The sequence below is a fragment of the Bradyrhizobium cosmicum genome (assembly GCF_007290395.2).
Classification (GTDB): domain Bacteria; phylum Pseudomonadota; class Alphaproteobacteria; order Rhizobiales; family Xanthobacteraceae; genus Bradyrhizobium; species Bradyrhizobium cosmicum.
The window spans coordinates 2,135,639-2,154,704 of sequence record NZ_CP041656.2; the positions used below are offsets into that span (position 1 = coordinate 2,135,639).

The 19,066-nt window shown below is 65.1% G+C and carries 14 protein-coding genes and 1 pseudogene; 7 read left to right on the forward strand and 8 right to left on the reverse strand.

Annotated features, from left to right (window positions below):
• Positions 1-7 precede the first annotated feature (7 nt).
• Genes FNV92_RS10015 through FNV92_RS10025 form a run of 3 tightly spaced genes read left to right on the forward strand, consistent with a single transcriptional unit; the run spans position 8 to position 2,607 of the window.
• Positions 8-667: a polysaccharide deacetylase family protein gene (locus tag FNV92_RS10015; protein ID WP_143841120.1), complete on the forward strand. Its 660-nt coding sequence runs from the start codon at positions 8-10 to the stop codon at positions 665-667.
• A 3-nt stretch (positions 668-670) separates the two neighbouring features.
• Positions 671-1,525 (forward strand): fumarylacetoacetate hydrolase family protein, encoded by an 855-nt coding sequence (locus FNV92_RS10020; protein WP_143841119.1) that lies wholly within the window; start codon positions 671-673, stop codon positions 1,523-1,525.
• 38 nt (positions 1,526-1,563) lie between these two features.
• Positions 1,564-2,607 (forward strand): uroporphyrinogen decarboxylase family protein, encoded by a 1,044-nt coding sequence (locus FNV92_RS10025; RefSeq protein ID WP_210248041.1) that lies wholly within the window; start codon positions 1,564-1,566, stop codon positions 2,605-2,607.
• On the opposite strand, the gene FNV92_RS10030 is transcribed toward FNV92_RS10025, so the two are convergent.
• Positions 2,604-2,957, reverse strand: a complete 354-nt coding sequence (locus tag FNV92_RS10030; RefSeq protein WP_143841118.1) for a RidA family protein — start codon at positions 2,955-2,957, stop codon at positions 2,604-2,606. The genes FNV92_RS10025 and FNV92_RS10030 overlap by 4 nt on opposite strands.
• Positions 2,958-3,170: 213 nt before the next feature.
• Between FNV92_RS10030 and FNV92_RS10035 the strand changes: the two are divergent.
• Both FNV92_RS10035 and FNV92_RS10040 read left to right on the forward strand, forming a co-directional pair.
• Positions 3,171-5,483: pseudogene (locus tag FNV92_RS10035) on the forward strand (molybdopterin guanine dinucleotide-containing S/N-oxide reductase); the annotation flags it as partial.
• 229 nt (positions 5,484-5,712) lie between these two features.
• Positions 5,713-6,213 carry a Dps family protein gene (locus FNV92_RS10040; protein WP_015684553.1) on the forward strand — a complete coding sequence of 167 codons (501 nt, stop codon included), beginning with the start codon at positions 5,713-5,715 and terminating at the stop codon, positions 6,211-6,213.
• Positions 6,214-6,349: 136 nt separating this feature from the next.
• Here the strand turns inward: FNV92_RS10040 and FNV92_RS10045 are convergent, their stop codons facing one another.
• Complete coding sequence (locus FNV92_RS10045; protein ID WP_168213277.1) at positions 6,350-7,318, reverse strand: helix-turn-helix domain-containing protein; 969 nt, start codon at positions 7,316-7,318, stop codon at positions 6,350-6,352.
• A 350-nt stretch (positions 7,319-7,668) separates the two neighbouring features.
• On the opposite strand from FNV92_RS10045, the gene FNV92_RS10050 reads away from it, so the two are divergent.
• Positions 7,669-10,545: an ATP-binding protein gene (locus FNV92_RS10050; protein ID WP_143841116.1), complete on the forward strand. Its 2,877-nt coding sequence runs from the start codon at positions 7,669-7,671 to the stop codon at positions 10,543-10,545.
• 6 nt (positions 10,546-10,551) lie between these two features.
• Here the strand turns inward: FNV92_RS10050 and FNV92_RS10055 are convergent, their stop codons facing one another.
• The 6 genes from FNV92_RS10055 to FNV92_RS10080 form a co-directional block, all read right to left on the reverse strand.
• Positions 10,552-11,271, reverse strand: a complete 720-nt coding sequence (locus FNV92_RS10055; RefSeq protein WP_143841115.1) for a hypothetical protein — start codon at positions 11,269-11,271, stop codon at positions 10,552-10,554.
• 104 nt (positions 11,272-11,375) lie between these two features.
• Positions 11,376-12,419, reverse strand: coding sequence for an alpha/beta fold hydrolase (locus tag FNV92_RS10060; RefSeq protein ID WP_143841114.1), 1,044 nt, complete (start codon positions 12,417-12,419; stop codon positions 11,376-11,378).
• Positions 12,420-12,458: 39 nt separating this feature from the next.
• Positions 12,459-13,415 (reverse strand): alpha/beta fold hydrolase, encoded by a 957-nt coding sequence (locus tag FNV92_RS10065; RefSeq protein WP_143841113.1) that lies wholly within the window; start codon positions 13,413-13,415, stop codon positions 12,459-12,461.
• A gap of 80 nt (positions 13,416-13,495) precedes the next feature.
• On the reverse strand, positions 13,496-14,197 hold the full coding sequence (locus tag FNV92_RS10070; RefSeq protein ID WP_143841112.1) for a type 1 glutamine amidotransferase domain-containing protein: 702 nt from the start codon (positions 14,195-14,197) through the stop codon (positions 13,496-13,498).
• Between the two features lie 195 nt (positions 14,198-14,392).
• Entirely contained in the window at positions 14,393-15,100 is a 708-nt protein-coding gene (locus tag FNV92_RS10075; RefSeq protein ID WP_143841111.1) for a hypothetical protein, read from the reverse strand.
• 118 nt (positions 15,101-15,218) lie between these two features.
• Positions 15,219-18,062 carry an ATP-binding protein gene (locus FNV92_RS10080; protein ID WP_143841110.1) on the reverse strand — a complete coding sequence of 948 codons (2,844 nt, stop codon included), beginning with the start codon at positions 18,060-18,062 and terminating at the stop codon, positions 15,219-15,221.
• Between the two features lie 329 nt (positions 18,063-18,391).
• On the opposite strand from FNV92_RS10080, the gene FNV92_RS10085 reads away from it, so the two are divergent.
• Positions 18,392-19,060: a sensor histidine kinase gene (locus FNV92_RS10085; RefSeq protein ID WP_143841109.1), complete on the forward strand. Its 669-nt coding sequence runs from the start codon at positions 18,392-18,394 to the stop codon at positions 19,058-19,060.
• Positions 19,061-19,066 lie beyond the last annotated feature (6 nt).

Sequence of the window (19,066 nt, forward strand, 5' to 3'; positions counted from 1 at the left end):
TATTGGCGTGTACGATCTGACACTGACATTCGACAACGGCCCCGATCCCGATGTGACGCCGCGCGTGCTCGACGTCCTTGCCGAGCGCGGCATCAAGGCGACATTCTTCGTCATCGGCGAGAAGCTCGCCGATCCCGCGCGGCGCAGCCTTGTGGTGCGTGCGCACGGTGAGGGCCACTGGATCGGCAATCACACCTTTACGCACAGCATTCCGCTCGGCGAGCAGCCGGATCGCAGGACAGCCGAGAAGGAGATCGGTCGCACCCAGGACGCGATCGGCGACCTCGCGCATCCGCAGCGCTGGTTCCGGCCGTTTGGGGGCGGCGGCAATCTGGATACACGGCTGCTGAAGCGCTCCGTCGTCGATTATCTCACCCGCAACAAGCACAGTTGCGTGCTCTGGAATTCCATTCCTCGTGACTGGGACGATCCCGATGGCTGGACCGAGCGCGCGCTCGACCAGTGCAGCCAGCAGCCCTGGACGCTGATGGTCCTGCACGATCTGCCGACCGGTGCGATGGACCATCTGGAGCGCTTCCTCGACCGCGCGGCAGCGGCCGGCGCCCGCTTCCGTCAGGATTTCCCGCCGCAATGCGTTCCGGTCCGCGGCGGCGAGATTGTGCTTCCGATCACCGACTATGTTTCCACCATCGAAGAGAGTGTTTGACTGATGAAAGTTGCGAGCTTCACGACCGCCGGCACCGCGAGCTACGGCATCGTCACCGACAAGGGCGTCATCGATGCCGGCAAGCGCTTGAAGGCCTATCCGACGCTGAAGGCACTGCTTGCGAAGGGATCGCTCGACGAACTGAAGAAGCTCGCCGGTGAAAAGCCCGACTACGCGCTGCAGGATGTCACGCTGCTGCCGACCATACCCGATCCCGACAAGATCTTCTGCATCGGTGTCAACTACGCCACGCATCTGGCCGAGAGCGGCCATCCGACGCCGGCGCATCCGATGATCTTCACCCGTTTCGCCAACAGCCAGGTCGGCCATGGTCAGCCGATGATCCGGCCGCTGGAATCCGAGCGTTTCGACTACGAGGGCGAAATGGCCGTCATCATCGGCAAGGCCGGCCGCCGGATCTCGCGCGAAGCCGCGCTCGGCCATGTCGCCGGCTATGCCTGCTACAACGACGGCAGTATCCGCGACTGGCAGCGCCACACCTCGCAATTCGCGCCGGGCAAGAACTTTGCCGGCACCGGCGGTTTCGGGCCCTGGATGGTCACGACCGACGAACTGACCGACGTCACCAAGCAGACCTTGATCACACGGCTCAACGGCGTCGAGGTGCAGAAGGCGCCGATCTCCGATCTCGTCTTCGACGTCCAGGCCCTGATCGCCTATTGCTCGACCTTCACCGAGCTCGTTCCGGGCGACGTCATCGTCACCGGCACGACCGGCGGAGTCGGCGCCTATCGCACGCCGCCGCTGTGGATGAAGGGCGGCGACGTCGTGGAGATCGAGATTTCCGGCATCGGCGTTCTGCGCAACCCGGTGAAGGACGAGGGACGCGCGGCCTGAACAGCGCGCGCTCAACAATAACAAGAAGGAGAACTCCCATGCCGATGCCAAAGCACATCCTCCCGACCACGGTGGTCGGGAGCTATCCGCAGCCGGAGTGGCTGGTGAATCGCGCCATGCTGTCGAAGGTGGTGCCGCGCACCCGCCTGCACGACATGTGGCGGCTGCCGGCGGAGCATCTAGAGGAAGCGCAGGACGATGCGACCATCGTCGCGATCCGCGACATGGAGCGCGCGGGCATCGACATCGTGACGGATGGCGAGATCCGTCGCGAGAGCTACTCCAACCGCTTCGCGACCGCGCTCGACGGCATCGACGGCGACAATCCCGCGATGATCGTGGCGCGCACCGGCAACACCCAGACCCCGGTGCCTCGCGTCGTTGGTCCCGTGAAGCGAAAGGGACCGGTGGAGCTGCACGACATGCAGTTCCTGCGCGAAAATACCGATCGCGCCGCGAAAATCACGCTGCCGGGCCCGTTCACGATGAGCCAGCAGGCCAAGAACGAGTTCTACAAGGACGACGAAGAGCTCGCGATGGCGCTCGCCGAGGCCGTCAACGCCGAGGCGCTCGACCTGCAAAAGGCTGGCGCGGACGTGATCCAGCTCGACGAGCCCTGGGTGCGCAACAATCCGGATCTGGCCAAGCGCTACGCCGTCAAGGCGATCAACCGCGCCCTGAAGGGCATCACCGTGCCGACCGTCGTGCATCTGTGCTTCGGTTATGCGGCGGTCGTGCCGGGCTCGAACAAGCCGGCTGGCTATTCGTTCCTCGCCGAGCTCGACGACACCATTGCCGACCAGATTTCGATCGAGGCGGCGCAGCCGAAGCTCGACCTTGGCGTGCTCAGGGATCTGTCGTCGAAGAAGATCATGCTCGGCGTGCTCGACCTCGGCGATCCCTCCGTCGAGAGCGTGGACACCGTGGCCGACCGCATCCGCAACGGGCTCAAATACGTCTCACCGGACCGTCTGGTTGTCGCACCCGACTGCGGCATGAAATACATGCCGCGCGCAACCGCGTTCGGGAAGCTGAAAGCAATGTGCGACGCGGCGGCCAAGGTCCGGCAGGAAATCGGCTAGCGAATGCGAGCAGCGGTGGCCGTCATCTCAAGTTTGACGCCGGGCCCGAGATCGGCGACGCCGATTGCGGCGCGTGCCGGCAGATGGGCTGCCGTGAAATGTGCCTTCCAGGCCGCGTTGAACTCCGCCTTCTCCTTCAGGTTGGTCATGTAGATCGTCACCTGCAGGACGTGGGCGAGATCGGAGCCGAGAGTCTCCAGCAGACGTGACAGCTGTCCGAGGACGTCGTTTGCCTGGCCCGACATGTCGAGGCTGGTGTCTTCGGGGACGATTCCGCCGATGTAGAGCACACCGTCATGCTCGACCACTTCGTGGAGAAGTCCTTCGTAGGGCAAGGCGCGCTTGATCATGGTGAGTCCGATGTTCCTGGGGGCATGGGCCCGCTCCGCTTGCTGTAACACCGGCGATGCCAATAGGGAACCGGCGGGCCGCGTTGATCGCACGACGCACGGGAGCCCAGCGTTTGCGTGAACCTCGCCGCGATGACATGGGGATGTGGATCGGTATATTGCCACCCGAGCACCATGAAAACGGCCAGCCTCGGACTGGAACAGGATCAGACGATGGACGATACGATTGGCTTCCCCGACCCCGGCCTCGACTTGTCGGACGGCTTCAAGCCGCACACCTCGCATTGGGGCGTGTTTTCCGCGCGTCAGGGCGAAGCCGGGCTCGAGGTCAGGGCCTATGCGGGCGATCCCGATCCGAACGGCATCATCGACAATTTTCCCGGTGCGCTCCGCCACCAGGCGCGCATTGCCCAGCCGGCGATTCGGCGCGGCTGGCTCGAGCGCGGTCCCGGTCCGGACGATCGCCGCGGCCGCGACGAATTCGTCCCGGTCAGCTGGGAAAAGGCGCTCGACCTGCTCGGCGACGAGCTCGGCCGCATCCGCGACACCCGCGGGCCCGGTGCCGTGTTCGGCGGTTCCTATGGCTGGTCGAGCGCGGGCCGTTTCCATCATGCGCAGAGCCAGGTGCATCGCTTCCTCAACATCGCGATGGGCGGCTATGTGCGTTCGGTGAACTCCTACTCGTCCGGCGCCTCCTCGGTGCTGCTGCCGCAGATCCTGGCGGGCTACGAGGACATCACCAAGCGCAACGTCACCTGGGAGCAGATCGCTGCCGACACCGAGATCGTGCTGGCGTTCGGCGGCATGGCGTTGAAGAACTCGATGGTGGCCGGCGGCTCGATCAGCAAGCATGTCGAGCGCGGTGCGATGGCAGCCGCACGCCGGCGCGGCTGCGAATTCATCCTGGTCAGTCCTTTGCGTGAAGACCTGCCCATCGAGGCCGGTGCCGAATGGATGACCTGCGTGCCCAGCACCGACACCGCGCTGATGCTCGGCATCGTTCACACGCTGGTTGCAGAGAACCTGCAGGACCAGGCCTTCCTCGATCGCTATACCGAGGGCTGGCCCGTCTTCCTGCGCTATCTCACCGGCGAGAGCGACGGGCAGCCGAAGAGCGCCGAATGGGCCGCCGCGATCTCCGGCGTCGAGGCGGACACGATCCGCACGCTCGCGCGCCGTCTCGCCGGAAAGCGCGCGCTCATCACCGTCTCCCATTCGCTCCAGCGCGCCGAACATGGCGAGCAGCCGGTGTGGATGGGCATGGTGCTGGCGGCAGCGCTCGGCCAGATCGGCCTGCCCGGCGGCGGCTATGGCTACTCGCTCGGAGCGATCGGCTATTATGGCCGCCGCGTCAACGACGTACCTGGGCCGACGCTGGGGCAGGGCCGCAACGGCGTGCGCAACTTCATTCCGGTGGCGCGCATCGCCGACATGCTGCTCAATCCCGGCAGCACCTATCGCTACAACGGCGAGACGCGCACCTATCCGGACATCCGTCTGGTCTATTGGGCCGGCGGCAATCCCTTCCACCACCACCAGGACATCAACCGCCTGCGCAAGGCGTTTGCGAAAGTGGACACGTTCGTGGTGCACGAGCTCGCCTGGACCGCGACGGCGCGGCACGCCGACATCGTGCTGCCCTCGACCATGACGCTGGAGCGCGAGGACATCGGCTATTCCAGCAACGACCCTCTCATGGTCGCGATGCACCGGATCGCCGAGCCGTTCGGGCTTTCGCGCGACGACTACGAGATCTTTGCCGATCTCGCCGAACGTCTCGGTGCGCGCGAGCCCTTCACCGAGGGCCGCACGTCGAGGGAGTGGCTCGAACATCTCTACGAGCCGACCCGCGCCTCGCTCCAAGCGCGCGGGCTCGAAGCCCCAAGCTTCGAACAGTTCTGGCAGCGCGGCAGCCTGGTCGTGCCGCAACAGCCCGACGACGGCGGCCGGCTGCGCTCTTTCCGCGATGATCCGGTCAACCATGCGCTGCCGACGCCGAGCGGTCGCATCGAGATCTTTTCCGCGAAGATCGCAAGCCATGGCGATGCCGATTGTCCCGGTCATCCGGTCTGGCTCGACAAGACCGATATGCCAACGCCCGGCGCGCCGTGCTTCCTCGTCGCCAACCAGCCGGTGACGCGCCTGCACAGCCAGCTCGATTTCGGCGGCCATTCGCTCGCCGCCAAACATCGCGGCCGCGAGGTCGCGCGCATGAATCCGATTGATGCCGATGCGCGCGGCATCAAGGACGGCGACATCATCCGCCTGTTCAACGGGCGTGGCGCCTGCCTTGCCGCGGTTCACGTCACGGACGGCATCGCGGCCGGCGTGGTGCAGCTTCCGACCGGCGCGTGGTACGACCCGATGGACCCCGAGGATGACGCGCCGCTCTGCGTCCACGGCAATCCGAACGTGCTGACCCGCGACCTCGGCACCTCGTCCTTCGCGCAGGGCTGCACCGGGCAATTGACGACGGTCGAGGTGGAGAAATTCACCGGGAATCTGCCGCCGATCCGGGCGTTCGACCGGTGTAGGGGAGCGTCCACTTTCTCCTGTCATTGCGAGCGCAGCGAAGCAATCCAGAGTCTTTCCGCGGAGGGATGCTGGATTGCTTCGCTGCGCTCGCAACGACGATGGAGAGGGACGGCGCCGTATACTCCGCTCTCGTGCGAATTCGAAATCCTCTTCGCAAGGCGAAAGAACCCCACCGCGCCGCACTGCTAAGGCTTCGTGACCTCATCAAAGGACACTGAACATGACCAAGGCAGACCTCCAGAGCCCGACCGATCTCGGCGCCAATGCGAACCGGGACATTCCCGCCGCGCTGCGCGCACTGCTCGCCGACGTCTTCGCGCTCTATCTGAAGACCAAGAACTTCCACTGGCACATGTCCGGCAGCCATTTCCGCGACTATCATCTGCTGCTGGACGAACAGGCCGATCAGATCTTCGCGATGACCGACGACATCGCCGAGCGCGCGCGCAAGATCGGCGGCACGACGCTGCGTTCGATCGGCCAAATCGCGCGCGAGCAGCGCATCCTCGACAACGATGCGGACTACGTCGACCCTCAGGACATGCTGGCGGAGCTGCGCAGCGACAACCAGCAACTGACGCGGGAGATGCGGCGCGTGCACGAACTCTGCGACGAATATGGCGATGTCGCCACCGCAAGCCTGATCGAGAACTGGATCGACGAGTCCGAGCGACGCATCTGGTTCCTGTACGAGTCCGGCCGCACCGGCCCGCACGCGTAACGCCGCGCGTCGCGATGAAAGAAAGAAAAAGGGGCCGTCCTGTGTGGGTGCAGGGCGGCCCCAAGAGGCTCGCAGGCCCGGGAGGAGCAGGGCTCGAGCCGACGCAAGTGGGGGCACTTGCGCCCAAGCAGGTGAGCTACGCGGCTGCGCCGGCCATCCAGTCGTTGTCCGAAACGGGACGCCGTCGCGGCGCAACGTCCGTGGCCGGCCGTTCGTTCTTGCTGGCGAGGCGCCAGCGCGCCGGGGACTGGCCGCTGATGCGCTTGAACACGGTGGAAAAATGCGCCTGGGTGCTGAAGCCGACGGCGAGTGCGATTTCGGCCAAGGGCCGCCCGGTCGTCGCGAGCATCCGCTTGGCATGCTCGATGCGGTGATTGAGCAGGTATTCGCGCGGACGATAGCCGGTCGCGGCGCGGAATTGTGCCGCAAAGTGCATCCTGGAGAGGCCCGCGACGTTGGCGAGCTCGGACAGGCTGATGCAGCGGTCGAAATGATCTCCGATGTATTGCTCGACGCGCCGCAGCCGCCATTTCGGCAAGGCATTGACCTTGGCGCGCGGCGGCTCGAGCCGGGTGAGATGCATCGCAAGAGTCTGGCCGACGCAGCGCGCGAATTCGTGGTCCGTGGCGTCGCCATGCTCGATCAGCGCTTTCGCGAGCTCGGCGGCGAGCGGATCGCGCAGCAAGACGAGGTCATTCAATGCTTCCGCAGCAGGCGCTGCGAAATGATCCGCGGGAATGTGGACGTGCAGGAAAGCGCAGGGGCCCTGGAACTGGACGCGGAGGGGCTTCGACGGTGCGCTGACATACAGCGTACCTGCCGGCATCGTGCCGTCGTAGATGATCTGACGGTCTCGGGTGAGCTTCGCGCGCGTGGTCTTCATGGCGATGCCGACGAAATAGCGGTTTTCAGGCGTTGTCGCCTCATGCGACGAAGTGTCTCGGGACTCCTCCCAGTGAGAGATCGTGATGTCCGCCCCCGGGTGGTGGTTGACCTCGCGCCATCGTCTCTCCCGGGGGATCTGGTACGTCTTGTGCGAGACCTCGCGATTCCGCCGAGCCGGAAGTTCAATCCAGGCATGCGCCACTTGCAAGTCGTTGAACATCGCTTGTCCCCTCTCTTCGTGGCCGCTGGCGGCGACCGGCGATTGCTTTTGACCCATGCTGTCCATGGTCAGAGGATAGGCGTGAGCCGGACAAGAAGCCCGTTAGTGGTGATTAGGAGGTGTTAGATTTTGTGCGAACGCAGATGGTGTGACAGCCCGCCGCAGAGCGTTTGATTTTGCGTAGCTTTTCAACTATTTGCGCTGATTGGCGCAGTGTGAGGACGCTGCAATGGATCACATGGCGATTGATGCGCCTATGTGAGGGCGGCCGTTCCCCTGCTGGACCGCGCATCGATGGCGACTATAGTCGCCACGCATTTGAATGAAGTGGTCATCAGGATGTGTCAGAAGTGACCGAGCTCTCGGGACATAGCTCCCCTGGCAATGGCGCCGGAGCGAGCCCTGATCTCGATATCGTCTCGTTTGGACCGTTTTCCTTGCGGTCGCGGCTGCTCGAAAAGGACGGTGTTCCGGTCAAGCTCGGCAGCCGCGCGATGGATATCCTGCGCCTGCTCGTCAGCCGCGCCGGCGAAGTGGTGCCGAAGAACGAGATCCTGAGCTACGCGTGGTCGGGCCTCGCCGTCGAGGAGATCAGCCTGCGCGTCCATGTCGCGGAGCTGCGCAAGGTGCTTGGCGACGGCAGGGACGGAGCCCGCTACATCACCAACGTTCCGAGCCGGGGCTATTGCTTCGTCGCGCCCGTGCAACGTGGCGAGCGCAACGCGGCTCCGGCACCCGCGTCGCGTGCACCTGAAAGAACGGTCCCTGCTGCAGCCTTGCCGCACAGGCTGGACCGGATGATCGGTCGCGACGACGTGCTGCCGGAGTTGTCGGCCCGTCTGCTCGCCGACCGCTTCGTCACGCTGCGCGGGCCGGGCGGAATCGGCAAGACCACCGTTGCGACCGCGCTCGCCCACGAGATGTGGCAGGCTTTCGAGGGCAACATTCATTTCCTTGAATTCGGTCCGCTGAAGGACGCTGCGCTGGTCTCGAGCACGGTTGCCGCCGCTCTCGGCCTCGTCGTGCATCACGACGATCCCTCAGGCAGCATCATCAATTTCCTGCGCGGGCGGCGGCTGCTTCTGATCTTCGACAGTTGCGAGCACGTCATCGACGAGGTCGCGCGTCTGGCGGAGAACATCTATCGCGAGGCGCCCGCTATCGCGATCCTCGCCACCAGCCGCGAGTCGCTGCTGGTGGAGGGCGAGCAGATTTTTGAGCTGGTTCCGCTGCCGGGCCCGCCACAAGGCGCACGCCTCAGCGCCGATGAGGTGCTGGACTATCCGGCCGTACGCCTGTTCGTCGATCGCGCCGCCGCCGCGGGTCATCGCGGCGATATCACGGATGAGGATGCCGAGGTTCTCGCCGAAATCTGCGGCAAGCTCGACGGCATTGCGCTCGCGATCGAACTCGCCGCCGTCCGCGTCGGCGTCTACGGATTGCGCGAGATGGCCGCGCTGCTCGACTCCAGGCTCAAGCTCGAATGGCGCGGACGGCGGACGGCACCGCCGCGGCAGCAGACGTTGGGCGCCACGCTCGACTGGAGCTTCGGCCTGATCGGCGAGAGCGAACGCACGGTGTTTCAGCGGCTTGCCGTCTTCGCGGGCCCCTTCACGCTCAAGGGCGCGATCGCGGTTGCGACAGACGATGGCGCACCGGCTGACCGTGTCGTCGATGCTCTGGAGCAACTGGTGGCCAAATCGCTGGTGTCAGCGCAGCCTGATGGCGCCTCGCGGCGCTATCGCCTGCTGGACGCCACGCGCGCCTACGCCATGCAGAAGTTGGCCGACGGTGGCGAGGCGGACGCGATCGCACGTCGTCACGCAGCCTATATTCAACGCACACTCGAAGCTGGCATGGCCGGGCAGGGCGGTGACCCGGCCGCCCGCCTGCCGGAGCGCGCGAGCCTGCTCGCCGATGCCCGCGCGGCGCTGGAATGGAGTTATGCCGGCGAGGACGGCACCACCTTGCGTGTTCCGCTTGCCGGCAGTGCCGTAAGGCTGTTCGTCGAGCTCAACCTGCTCAACGAGGCGCGGATCTGGTCCGGCCGTGCGCTTGCCGTGCTCGATGACGCCAATCAGGGTGGTCGATGGGAGCTTGAGCTGCAATCGACGCTCGGTCACACCTTCATGTTCACGGAGCGCAACAGCGAGCAGGCCGAGGCGGCGCTCCGTCGCGGGCTGGAGATCGCAGAAGCACTTTCCGATCACGCCAATGCGTTCAGGCTGCTGTCGCGGCTGAACATGTTCTATCGCCGCACCGGCGACTACCGGCATCTGGTGCCGACCGCGCTTCAAGCCGAGCGCATCGCGCGCCAGATCGGCGATACCGCGGGCATTGCCGGCAGCAAGGCATTGCTCGGCGTATCCTATCATCTCGCCGGAGACCAGGCCGAGGCGCAGGCCCATCTTGACGAAGGCGTGCGTGACGATGCCGCGCTGCGTGGGACGCAACCCGGGCATTTCGCCTATGCGCGCACGCCGCAGATTCCACTCGCGCGCGTATTATGGCTGCGCGGACTTCCCGACCGGGCGCTCGACTGCGTCCGCCCGCTGGTCGGCGCCGCCGCGCCGCGCGACGTCGTGATGCATTGCATCGCTTTATGCTGGTCGTCCTCGGTGTTCGGCTGGACCGGCGACTGGGCCGCCGTCGAGACCATGACGGGGCGCCTCGCGACGCATGCAAACGTGCATGGGCTTGCGCCTTACGAGGCCGTCGCGACCGGCTTTCGCGCGCAGATCATGATTGCCCGCGGCGAGGTGGCCGGCGGCATCGACTTGCTGCGGAGCGCGCTGCCGCGCCTGCACGCGGATCGCTACGAGCTCTACGCTTCAGCGTTCGCTGCGGACCTTTCGCTGGGACTGACCGCGCTGGGACGCGTGGCGGAAGGCCTCGATGTCCTGCACGAGACCATCGCGCGCGTCGAGCAGGGTGGCGGCGGTTTTGACATGCCGGAGCTGCTCCGCAGGCGCGGCGACATCGAGACGCTCACCGGCGATTTCGATGCCGCCGAATCGAGTTTTGCTTCGTCACTCGCGCTGGCGGAGAAGCAGGGCGCATTGTCCTGGCGACTGCGGACCGAGATGTCGCTTGCAGCGCTTCGACGTCAGCGCGGCGCCAGCAACCCGCTCAGGGATCTCGCCGCGACCTATGCGCGCTTCACGGAAGGATTCGAGACAGCCGACCTGAAGGCGGCGCGGCTCATGCTCGAGGAGCCGTCTGTATGAGCCGGCTCAGTCAAATCGAAAATCTGAAAGATCGATCGACACCATCAGCTCATCGCGCAGCGGCATCAGGTCGTCTCCGCGTAAATAGACACGCCGGCGCGTCGGCAGCCTGAAGCCGTCAACACTGACGGGCTCGGACACATATTGCGCCACCGGAAAATTGCCAGCGATCTCGACCCTGTAGTCGTGCCGGCGGATCAGCATGTCGGGGCCAAAATATAAGTCCTGCTCGCGGCCATGGCTTGCGATCATGGCCGGGAACGTCGCGCGCAATCCGCGCCAGACTTCGGTGCCCTCGCGCCACGGTTCGATCTCGCGGACCTCGAACCCGTCCAAGGCGAGCAGGAAAGGCGTCGTCACGTAGGTCCACAGTGCGTAGGCGTTGAAATAGGCGCGATGCAGCAGGTCCCAATGTGTCCGCATGTCGTGGCGCGCAAACGCGGCGCGTGGATTGTTGCGCATTGCGACGATCCGTCCGTCCGCGGCGACGATGGCGATCCGCTCGGGGCTGAACTCGGCGCGCTGGCCCGGCTTGACGAACGGCTCGATCGATGCCCGCTCGCGCTGTAGCTCGATCCGCATCGTCCGCGGCGCCTGGTCCTGGTCGACGCCCTTCAGCGCCCAGAGATCGCCTCCCGTCACGATCGTGGCGGTGAGCCGCTGATGAGCATTCCATCGACCGAGGCCGCCATGGGCCTCGATCGCATTCGCCAGCAGCGGAATCATCCGGCCATTCCCTCTCGCATCGGTGGTGTTGCCCCAATGGAGATACCGCCGCGCGCAAACGATCGCCCGTTAAGCGTTGTTAAAGGCCGTTGGCTGGCCCGCCGCTAAGCCTCTGCCATGACGTCGAGCACCGCGTCGGCAAAGGCCTTCGGCGCCTCCTGCGGCAGATTGTGTCCGATGCCGCCCTTGATGGTCCGGTGCGAACAGCGTCCGGTGAACTTCTTGGCGTAGGCGGACGGCTCGGGGTGCGGCGCCCCGTTGGCGTCACCCTCCATGGTGATGGTGGGCACCGTGATGACGGGCGCCTGCGCCAGCCGCGCCTCGTCGTCGGCATATCTTGCTTCGCCTTCGGCAAGACCGAGCCGCCAGCGATAATTATGGATTACGATCGCGACATGGTCCGGATTGTCGAACGCCCTGGCGCTGCGATCGAAAGTGGCGTCGTCGAAGTGCCATTGCGGCGAGGCGAGCTGCCAGATCAACTTCGAGAAATCATGGCGGTACTTGTCGTAGCCTTCTTGGCCGCGCTCGGTCGCGAAGTAAAACTGGTACCACCATTGCAGCTCGGCCTTCGGCGGCAGCGGCATCTTGCCGGCCTGCTGGCTACCGATCAGATAGCCGCTTACAGAGACCATCGCCTTGACCCGCTCTGGCCGCAGCGCTGCAATGACGTTGGCGGTCCTTGCGCCCCAGTCGAAGCCGGCGATCGTGGCCTTGTCGATCCTGAGTGCGTCCATCAGCGCAACGATGTCCGCGGCGATCGCCGCCGGCTGCCCGTTCCGCATCGTTGCGTCGGACAGGAGGCGCGTGCTGCCGTAGCCGCGCAGATAGGGAATGATCACGCGATGGCCGGCCGCAGCGAGCAGCGGCGCGACATCGACGAAGGCGTAGATGTCGTACGGCCAGCCGTGCAGCAGGATTACGGGTGGGCCGTCGGCGGGACCTGCCTCGGCATAACCGACGTTGAGCAGGCCGGCGTCGATCTGCTTCAGGGACGCGAACGAAGTGTTGGCTCCCGGCTTGATGATCGCGGCGGTTTTCGCCGGCTTGGCATCAGCCGCCGTGCTCAGCGGAAGCTGGGTCGCTGCAAGAGTTATTGCCGCGCCAGAGAAGAAGCGGCGGCGTTCACGATTGACGGTGTCGGACATGTCAGTCTCCTGTGGTCGTAGCATTGCGCAGATCGTTGTTCAGTCGTTGTGCCCGTCCAGCCGCCCAAGGAAGTCGCGGACGCGCGCGGCGATTTCATCGGTCGCTTCGTCGAGCGCGAAGTGACCGGCTTCGAGAATGTGAACCTCGGCTTCCGGGACATCGTCGCGGTAGGCTGAAGCGCCCGCCACAGTGAAGGACGGGTCGTACTTGCCCCAGACCACCAGCGTCGGCGGCCGTGTCTTGCGGAGCCAGTCCTGCCACTTCGGATAGGAGGCGACGTTGGTCCGGTAATCCAGGAACAGTGTGGTCTGAATTTCGGGCTGGCCGGGACGCGTCAGGAATGAATATTCGTCGTTCCAGGTGTCGGGGTCGTAGCGCTCCGGGCGCGGGCTTGAGCCGAGATGCCGCTGGCGCGTTGCCTCCAGGGAAGTGAAGTTGGCCTTGAGTGCTTCGAGTTCGTTTGCCGGATCCGCCCAGTATTTCCTGCGGGCGGCCCAGAGCGGGCTCAGGCCCTGCTCATGCGAGACGGCATTCTGGATCACGATGGCGCGTACGCGCTCGGGATGCGCCAGCGCCATGCGGAAGCCGACCGGCCCGCCATAGTCCTGCATGAACAGGATGTAGTTGGTGAGGCCGAGCCTGTTGGTGAGTTCGCCCATCACGCCGGCGATGCTGTCGAACGTGTAGGTAAAGTCGGACGGTGGCGGCGCGCTGCTGTTGCCAAAGCCGGGATAATCAGGCGCGATCAAGTGATATTTGTCGGCAAGCAGCGGCAGCAATGGCTCCCACATCCGCGACGAGGAGGGAAAGCCGTGCAGCAGCAGCACGGTCGGCGCGTCGGCAGGTCCAGCCTCGCGATAGAAGATCTCAAGGCCCTTGATATCGATGGTGTGATAGCTGATCGAGCGCCGGCTCGATCGCAGATCTTCTGCCGAAGCCTGCACGGTGGTGCAGGTCAATGCGGCGGAGAGGGCGAGGGTGGCTGGAATGTTCATGTCATCGCTCCCTTGTGGGCGTGTCGCGTCGAGAGGCGCCGCCGCGCTGGGCGCCTCTCGAAATCTGGCCGCATCCGAAACTACGAAGCGCGCGCCAGCGGCTGGCCCTTGAGGGCAGCGAGCAGAGCCTCGGCGGCCGGCCCTGACGAGTGAGGGTTCTGGCCTGTGATCAACAGGCCGTCTTTGACGACGTGCACGCCCCAGTTCGCTGTTTTCGAGAACACGGCGCCGAGCTTCAGCATCTCGTTCTCGACAAGGAAGGGCACGACCTTGGTCAGGCCCACGTCCTCTTCCTCGCCGTTGGTGAAGCCGGTCACTTCCTTGCCCTCGACCACAGGCTTGCCGTCCGGCGTCTTGACGTGGCGCAGCGCGCCGGTCGAGTGACACACCACCGCGATCGTCTTGCCGGCGGCGAGGAACGATTCGATCAGCTTGACTGAGTCCTTGTCCTCGGCGAGGTCCCACATCGGGCCATGGCCGCCAGGATAGAACACGGTGTCGAAGTCTTCCTGCTTGACGCCGTCGAGGCGAACCGTCTTGTCGAGCTGGGCTTCCGCGGCGGCGTCCGCCTCGAAGCGCAGCGTCAGGTCGGTGCGGAATTCGGGCTCGTTGCTCTTGGGATCGAGCGGCGGACGGCCGCCCTTCGGCGAAGCCAGCGTGATCGCCGCGCCCGAATCCTTGAAGACGTAGTAGGGGGCGGCAAGCTCTTCGAGCCAGAACCCGGTCTTGCGTCCAGTGTTGCCAAGCTGGTCGTGCGAGGTGATAACCATCAATACTTTCATGACTGTTCCTCCTTTGAGTACGTTCGCTGCGATAGCGCACTCCGGTGTCATGGAGGTGCGCCGGCCTTGGCGAGCATCGAACGTGGTTCGTTGCCCGCGAGCCCAATCTGCGCTCGAGGCCGGCTGTTAGCTCGTTATGTATTGTTAGGCGTTGGGAGGGAGCGTTATCCGGCGTCCGCGCCTGCCGCGTCGTCGCTACTCGAAGACGGCGTCGAAGATCTCGACATCCATCAGCACGGGTTTTGCAATCACGGTTCCGTCAGGCCGCAGCGTTTGCGCACGTCGAAGTGTCGGCACGACGATGCCGCCGAAACTGTCATGCGCCCAGGAGTAATGCGCGACCTTCATCCCGAAGAGATCGTGATCGGTCCGCCGTTGCAGGCCGTTCTCGTCGAAATAGAAGATCTGCTCGGGCGCGAGCGTGATCACGCTCGGCGGGAACTGCGCCCGCAGCCGTCGCCATGTTTCCGCGTTCTCGCGCCACGGCGCCAGTTCCTCCACCACCACATCGGGGTGGGCGAGCAGGAATGGATTGGTCAGATAACTCCAGATCGCGACGCCACAGAAGAAGACGAGGTGCAGTTCGTCCGCCAGCGACGCAGAGCCGGCCTCAGGAAACGCAAGGCTCGGATCGCGCCAGCTCCGCAACACTTCGCCCTCCGGGCTTTCGATGGTGATCGCGTCGGGTTGAAAGGAGCCGGAATGTTCGCCGCCCGTAATGCCGGTGAAGCGGACTGACTGCGTGCGGGTCGAACCTTCCGCGGTCACATCCTTGAATTCGCTGGCATGTCCGGCGCTGGAAAACAGCGTTCCGGCAACGGAGAGGTGGAGCGTGAACCGGCTCAAGCTATTCCAGCGGGCGATTCCGCCGCTGGCATCAATTACGTCGTCAAGCAGCGCCATGTCCCGCCATATCCACCATGAATTGCAACCACCATGGCGGGGCGGATGCGGCTTGGCGTGTTAGAAGTTGTTAGGAGTTGCGAGCGGGGATTCTGGCGGTATCCCGTTGAAGATACTGTCAATTCAGCGCGCCAAGCAGCTCTTTGGCGGCGACCAGATCGCGGGTCTGGAGGCCTTCCTGGTATCGCGCGACGAGCGGGGCGAGCAGGGCGCGTGCGTCGCCGGCTTTTCCGGCCTCGCGCCAGACCCGGCCGAGGCTGATGGCGCCGCGCAATTCCCAGCCGAGCGCGCACTGCCGGCGTGACAGATCGAGCGATGTCTGCAAGCAGCTCTCGGCCGCCGCCGCCTTGCCCGACCGGGCCAGGATGTCGCCCCTGACCCTGAGCATCTCCGGCATGTCGAAGGATTCGCCGTGATCGGGAACCTCCGCGATGGCCTCGTCGATCGTGCGCAAGGCCTCATCGGGCTGGTTCTGCGCCGCGAGACCCTCCGCGAGCGCGGTCGCGAACACCGTCGTCATGATCCGGTGCCGCGTTGCGTACAGCGTTGCCTGACCGCGGCGAAGGTGCTCGATCCCGCCGGCGATATCGCCACGGCGAAGCAGCAGCTCGCCTTTCTGGCCGATGCCGACGGCGTGGTAGGGGCCGAGGAAGTGCCGCGCCGAATGATCGATCAGCCGCTCGATCAGGATTTCCGCATTGGCCCAGTCGCCGACCCACAGGAACACATAGATCGTCCAGATCAGGGAGATGCCGAGGGTGAGCGGCTGTTCGAGCAGTTCGGCCTCGCGCACCGTGTATCTCGCCGCCTCGACCGCGCGATCGGGCCGGCCGGTGAGCCAGAGACCGCGCGCCAGCGCCACCAGCGCGACGATGCGGTCGTCATAGCCGAGATGGCCGATATTCAGCCGCTGCGAGCCGGGATTATGCACCATCGCGCTCTCGCAGAACTGCACGGCCTTGTCCTGGTTGCCGATCAGATGATGCGCGACGCCCAGCATCCATTCGACGTTCAGCGCGGCGGCGGGGTCGTTCAGCTTGCGCGCGACGCTCTCGCCCTGCGTACCGGTCCCGAGCGCACCGTGAAAGTCGCCGACCCTGGTCAGGTAGATGTGCAATCCGCGCAGCAGCCAGAGCTGCCAGTGCAGATCCTCGAGCTCCTGCGCGAGCTGGAGGCTGCGCGTGAACGCAGCACGGACCGCTTCGGTATTGCCCTGCGTGAACATCACGGAGACGCCGAGCGCGGCCTGCAGCGTCATCTCCTGACGGCTGTCGATTGCGCTCGTATCGAGGGACGTCAATGCCTGCTGCGTCCAGCGATAGCATTCCGTCAGCAATGTCAGCTCGAGGAAGAACTGCGCCGCCGAGGCTGCAAGGTCCACGCCGATCGACCGGTCGCCGCCGTCCGAAAAGCTCCAGGTCAGTGCGGCCCGGACATTGGGCAGGTGGTCGGCATAGGGAAGGAAGCCGCCCGCGGTCTGCATGCCCGAGGATTTCAGCGCAATGTCGCGCAGGACGTCGCGGAAGTAGTTGGCGTGCGCCCGTGCCACGCGGGGCACTTCGCCGTGCTCGACGAGCTTGTTGCCGGCGAAGGCGCGCGTGGTGTCGAGCAGGCGGTAGCGCAGCCGACGCTCCGCTGGCGAGGTCGCGATCAGGGATTTGGAGAGCAGATTCGAGATTGCCTCGACCGCCTCGGGCTCGCTGATGCCCTGGCTGGATGCAACGGCAAGCGACGCCTCCAGCGTGAACGGCCCGACGAACACCGACAATCCGCGCAGCGTTGCGCTCTCCGCGGCCGGCAGCAGATCGTAGCTCCAGGCGAGCGCCGCGCTCAGGGTCTGGTGCCGCGGGATCGCGGTTCGCCGCCCGCGCCACAGCAGCGAGAAGCGGCTGTCGAGCAGCGAGGCGGTCCCGGCAATGCCGTAGGCGTCCACGCGGCCGGCCGCGAGCTCGATCGCGAGCGCGATCCCGTCCAGCCGCCGGCAGATCTCGCCAACGAGCGGCGCGTCCTCTTCACTCAGCTCGAATTCGCCCAAACTCTCGGCAATGCGTTCGACGAATAGCTGGCTTGCGGGATAGGCAAGGATATCGGCAATGCTGAGCCCGTCCCCCTGAGGCGGACAATCCAGCGGAAACAGCCGGTGGACGCGCTCGCCCTCGGAGCGAAAGGACTCGCGGCTGGTGGCGAGAATATGCAGCTCGGGGGCCTCCTGGACGATGCGCTCGGCCAATGGCGCGAGCTCGTCGAGGATGTGCTCGCAACTGTCGAAGACGAGCAAAGTTCGCCGGCTGCGCAGCACCGTCAGCAGGCCCGGCATCGGGTCGTCTGAATTGACGGTCAGCCCGAGCGTGGCCGCGATGGTGCCGGGAATCAGCCTTGTATCCGTCAGCGCGCCGAAGTCGACGAAATTCACGTGGCCGTCGAAGGCCTGGAGCTCGCCATGCGCGACGGCGAGGGCGACCGAGGTCTTGCCGATGCCGCCGGGGCCGACGATTGTGACGAAGCGATGCTGGGCCAGCTCGGCGCGAATCCTGGCAACCGCATCGTCCCGTCCGATCATCTTCGCGAGCGGCGAAGGGAGTGAACGCGGGGCCGGGACAGGCGGGCTCGTCCCTTTCCCCGCCGATTCCGTCCGAAGCAGCGGAGCCGCCAGGCAATAGCCGCGCCCGGGGACGTTGACGACGTAGCGGGAGCCTTCGCCGGCATCCCCCAAGGCCTTGCGCAGTGTCGTGATGTGGAACCGCAGGCTGCCTTCGTCGACCGTCACGTCGGCCCAGACGCGTTTGATCAACTCTCGCTTGTCGATGACCTCGCCGGCGTGCTCGGCAAGAAAAATGAGGATATCGAGCGCGCGGCCGCCGAGGTGAAGCGGAGCGCCGTCCTTCTCGAGCAGGCGCGACTTTGGCAGCAGCCGGAATGGCCCGAAGGAAATGGCCGAATCCTGATCGTGAGTGTCCGGCACGCGCCAATGATTCCAGGTGGAAGGGCTAGTGTCTGTCGATTGATCTACCAGAACGAGGTCGGGAGTAAACTGGCCGAAAGTGGCGAAATCGCGCGGCAACCGGCCGACCGCCCCGGCAATAACCGTCATAAATTTTGCTTAAACGCGAGCGGCTTACGGAGCCGGTGAGACAATTTGTCAGCTTGGCTGACCGTCGAGACCACGGTCACGCCGCCAAATTGCGCTGCAGCCGATCATAACAAAATCTTGCAACGTCTAACGAGCAAAACACGCGCGGTGGATCCACTATAGCCTTCGACTTAGGTCCTACGTTCAACGGGGAGGCTATCATGTCCGCCATCGGCTCCAGGCCCAACGACGACGTCGTGCGATCCCAGTATCTCGCCAGTCTCGATGAACAGTCGCGTGATTGGGAACTCGTGTTACGGGAATCCCACCATCGGATGAAGAACACGCTGACGCTGCTGGGTGCGTCAGTCCGCCGCGATTTCACGCGGGCCGGCGCCAGGGACGTGTCGATCGCGGTAGACCGCTTCGAGCGGCGCCTGGTCGCCTTCGGCAGGCTCTATCAGCTTTTGTCCGACAGCGACGATGTGTCCGCCGTGGATGTCGAAGCCTTCTTCGAAAACCTGTGCGCAGCGCTCTCGGACGCGGTGCTGGAGCCGGCGGGCATCCGCTGTGAAGCTGCGATCGAAAGCGGCACGCTGTCGGCGTCGCAACGTCATCGGCTCGCGCTGATGCTGACAGAGCTGGTCACCAATGCGGCAAAGCACGCTTTCCCGACCAGGAATGGTGCACTGATCCGCATCGAGGTCGCCAATCATGATGACGCCTGGTTCTGCACGGTGGCCGACAACGGGATCGGCGCGACCGGTCCGCTTCAGGGCACTGGCAGCCGCATCCTCGAAGGGCTCGCCCGCAGCATCCACGCACGGTTGCAAGGCGAAGCCGGGCAAGGCGGCACGCGGGTGACCATCGTGATGCCGGCCGCCGCTTGAAGACCG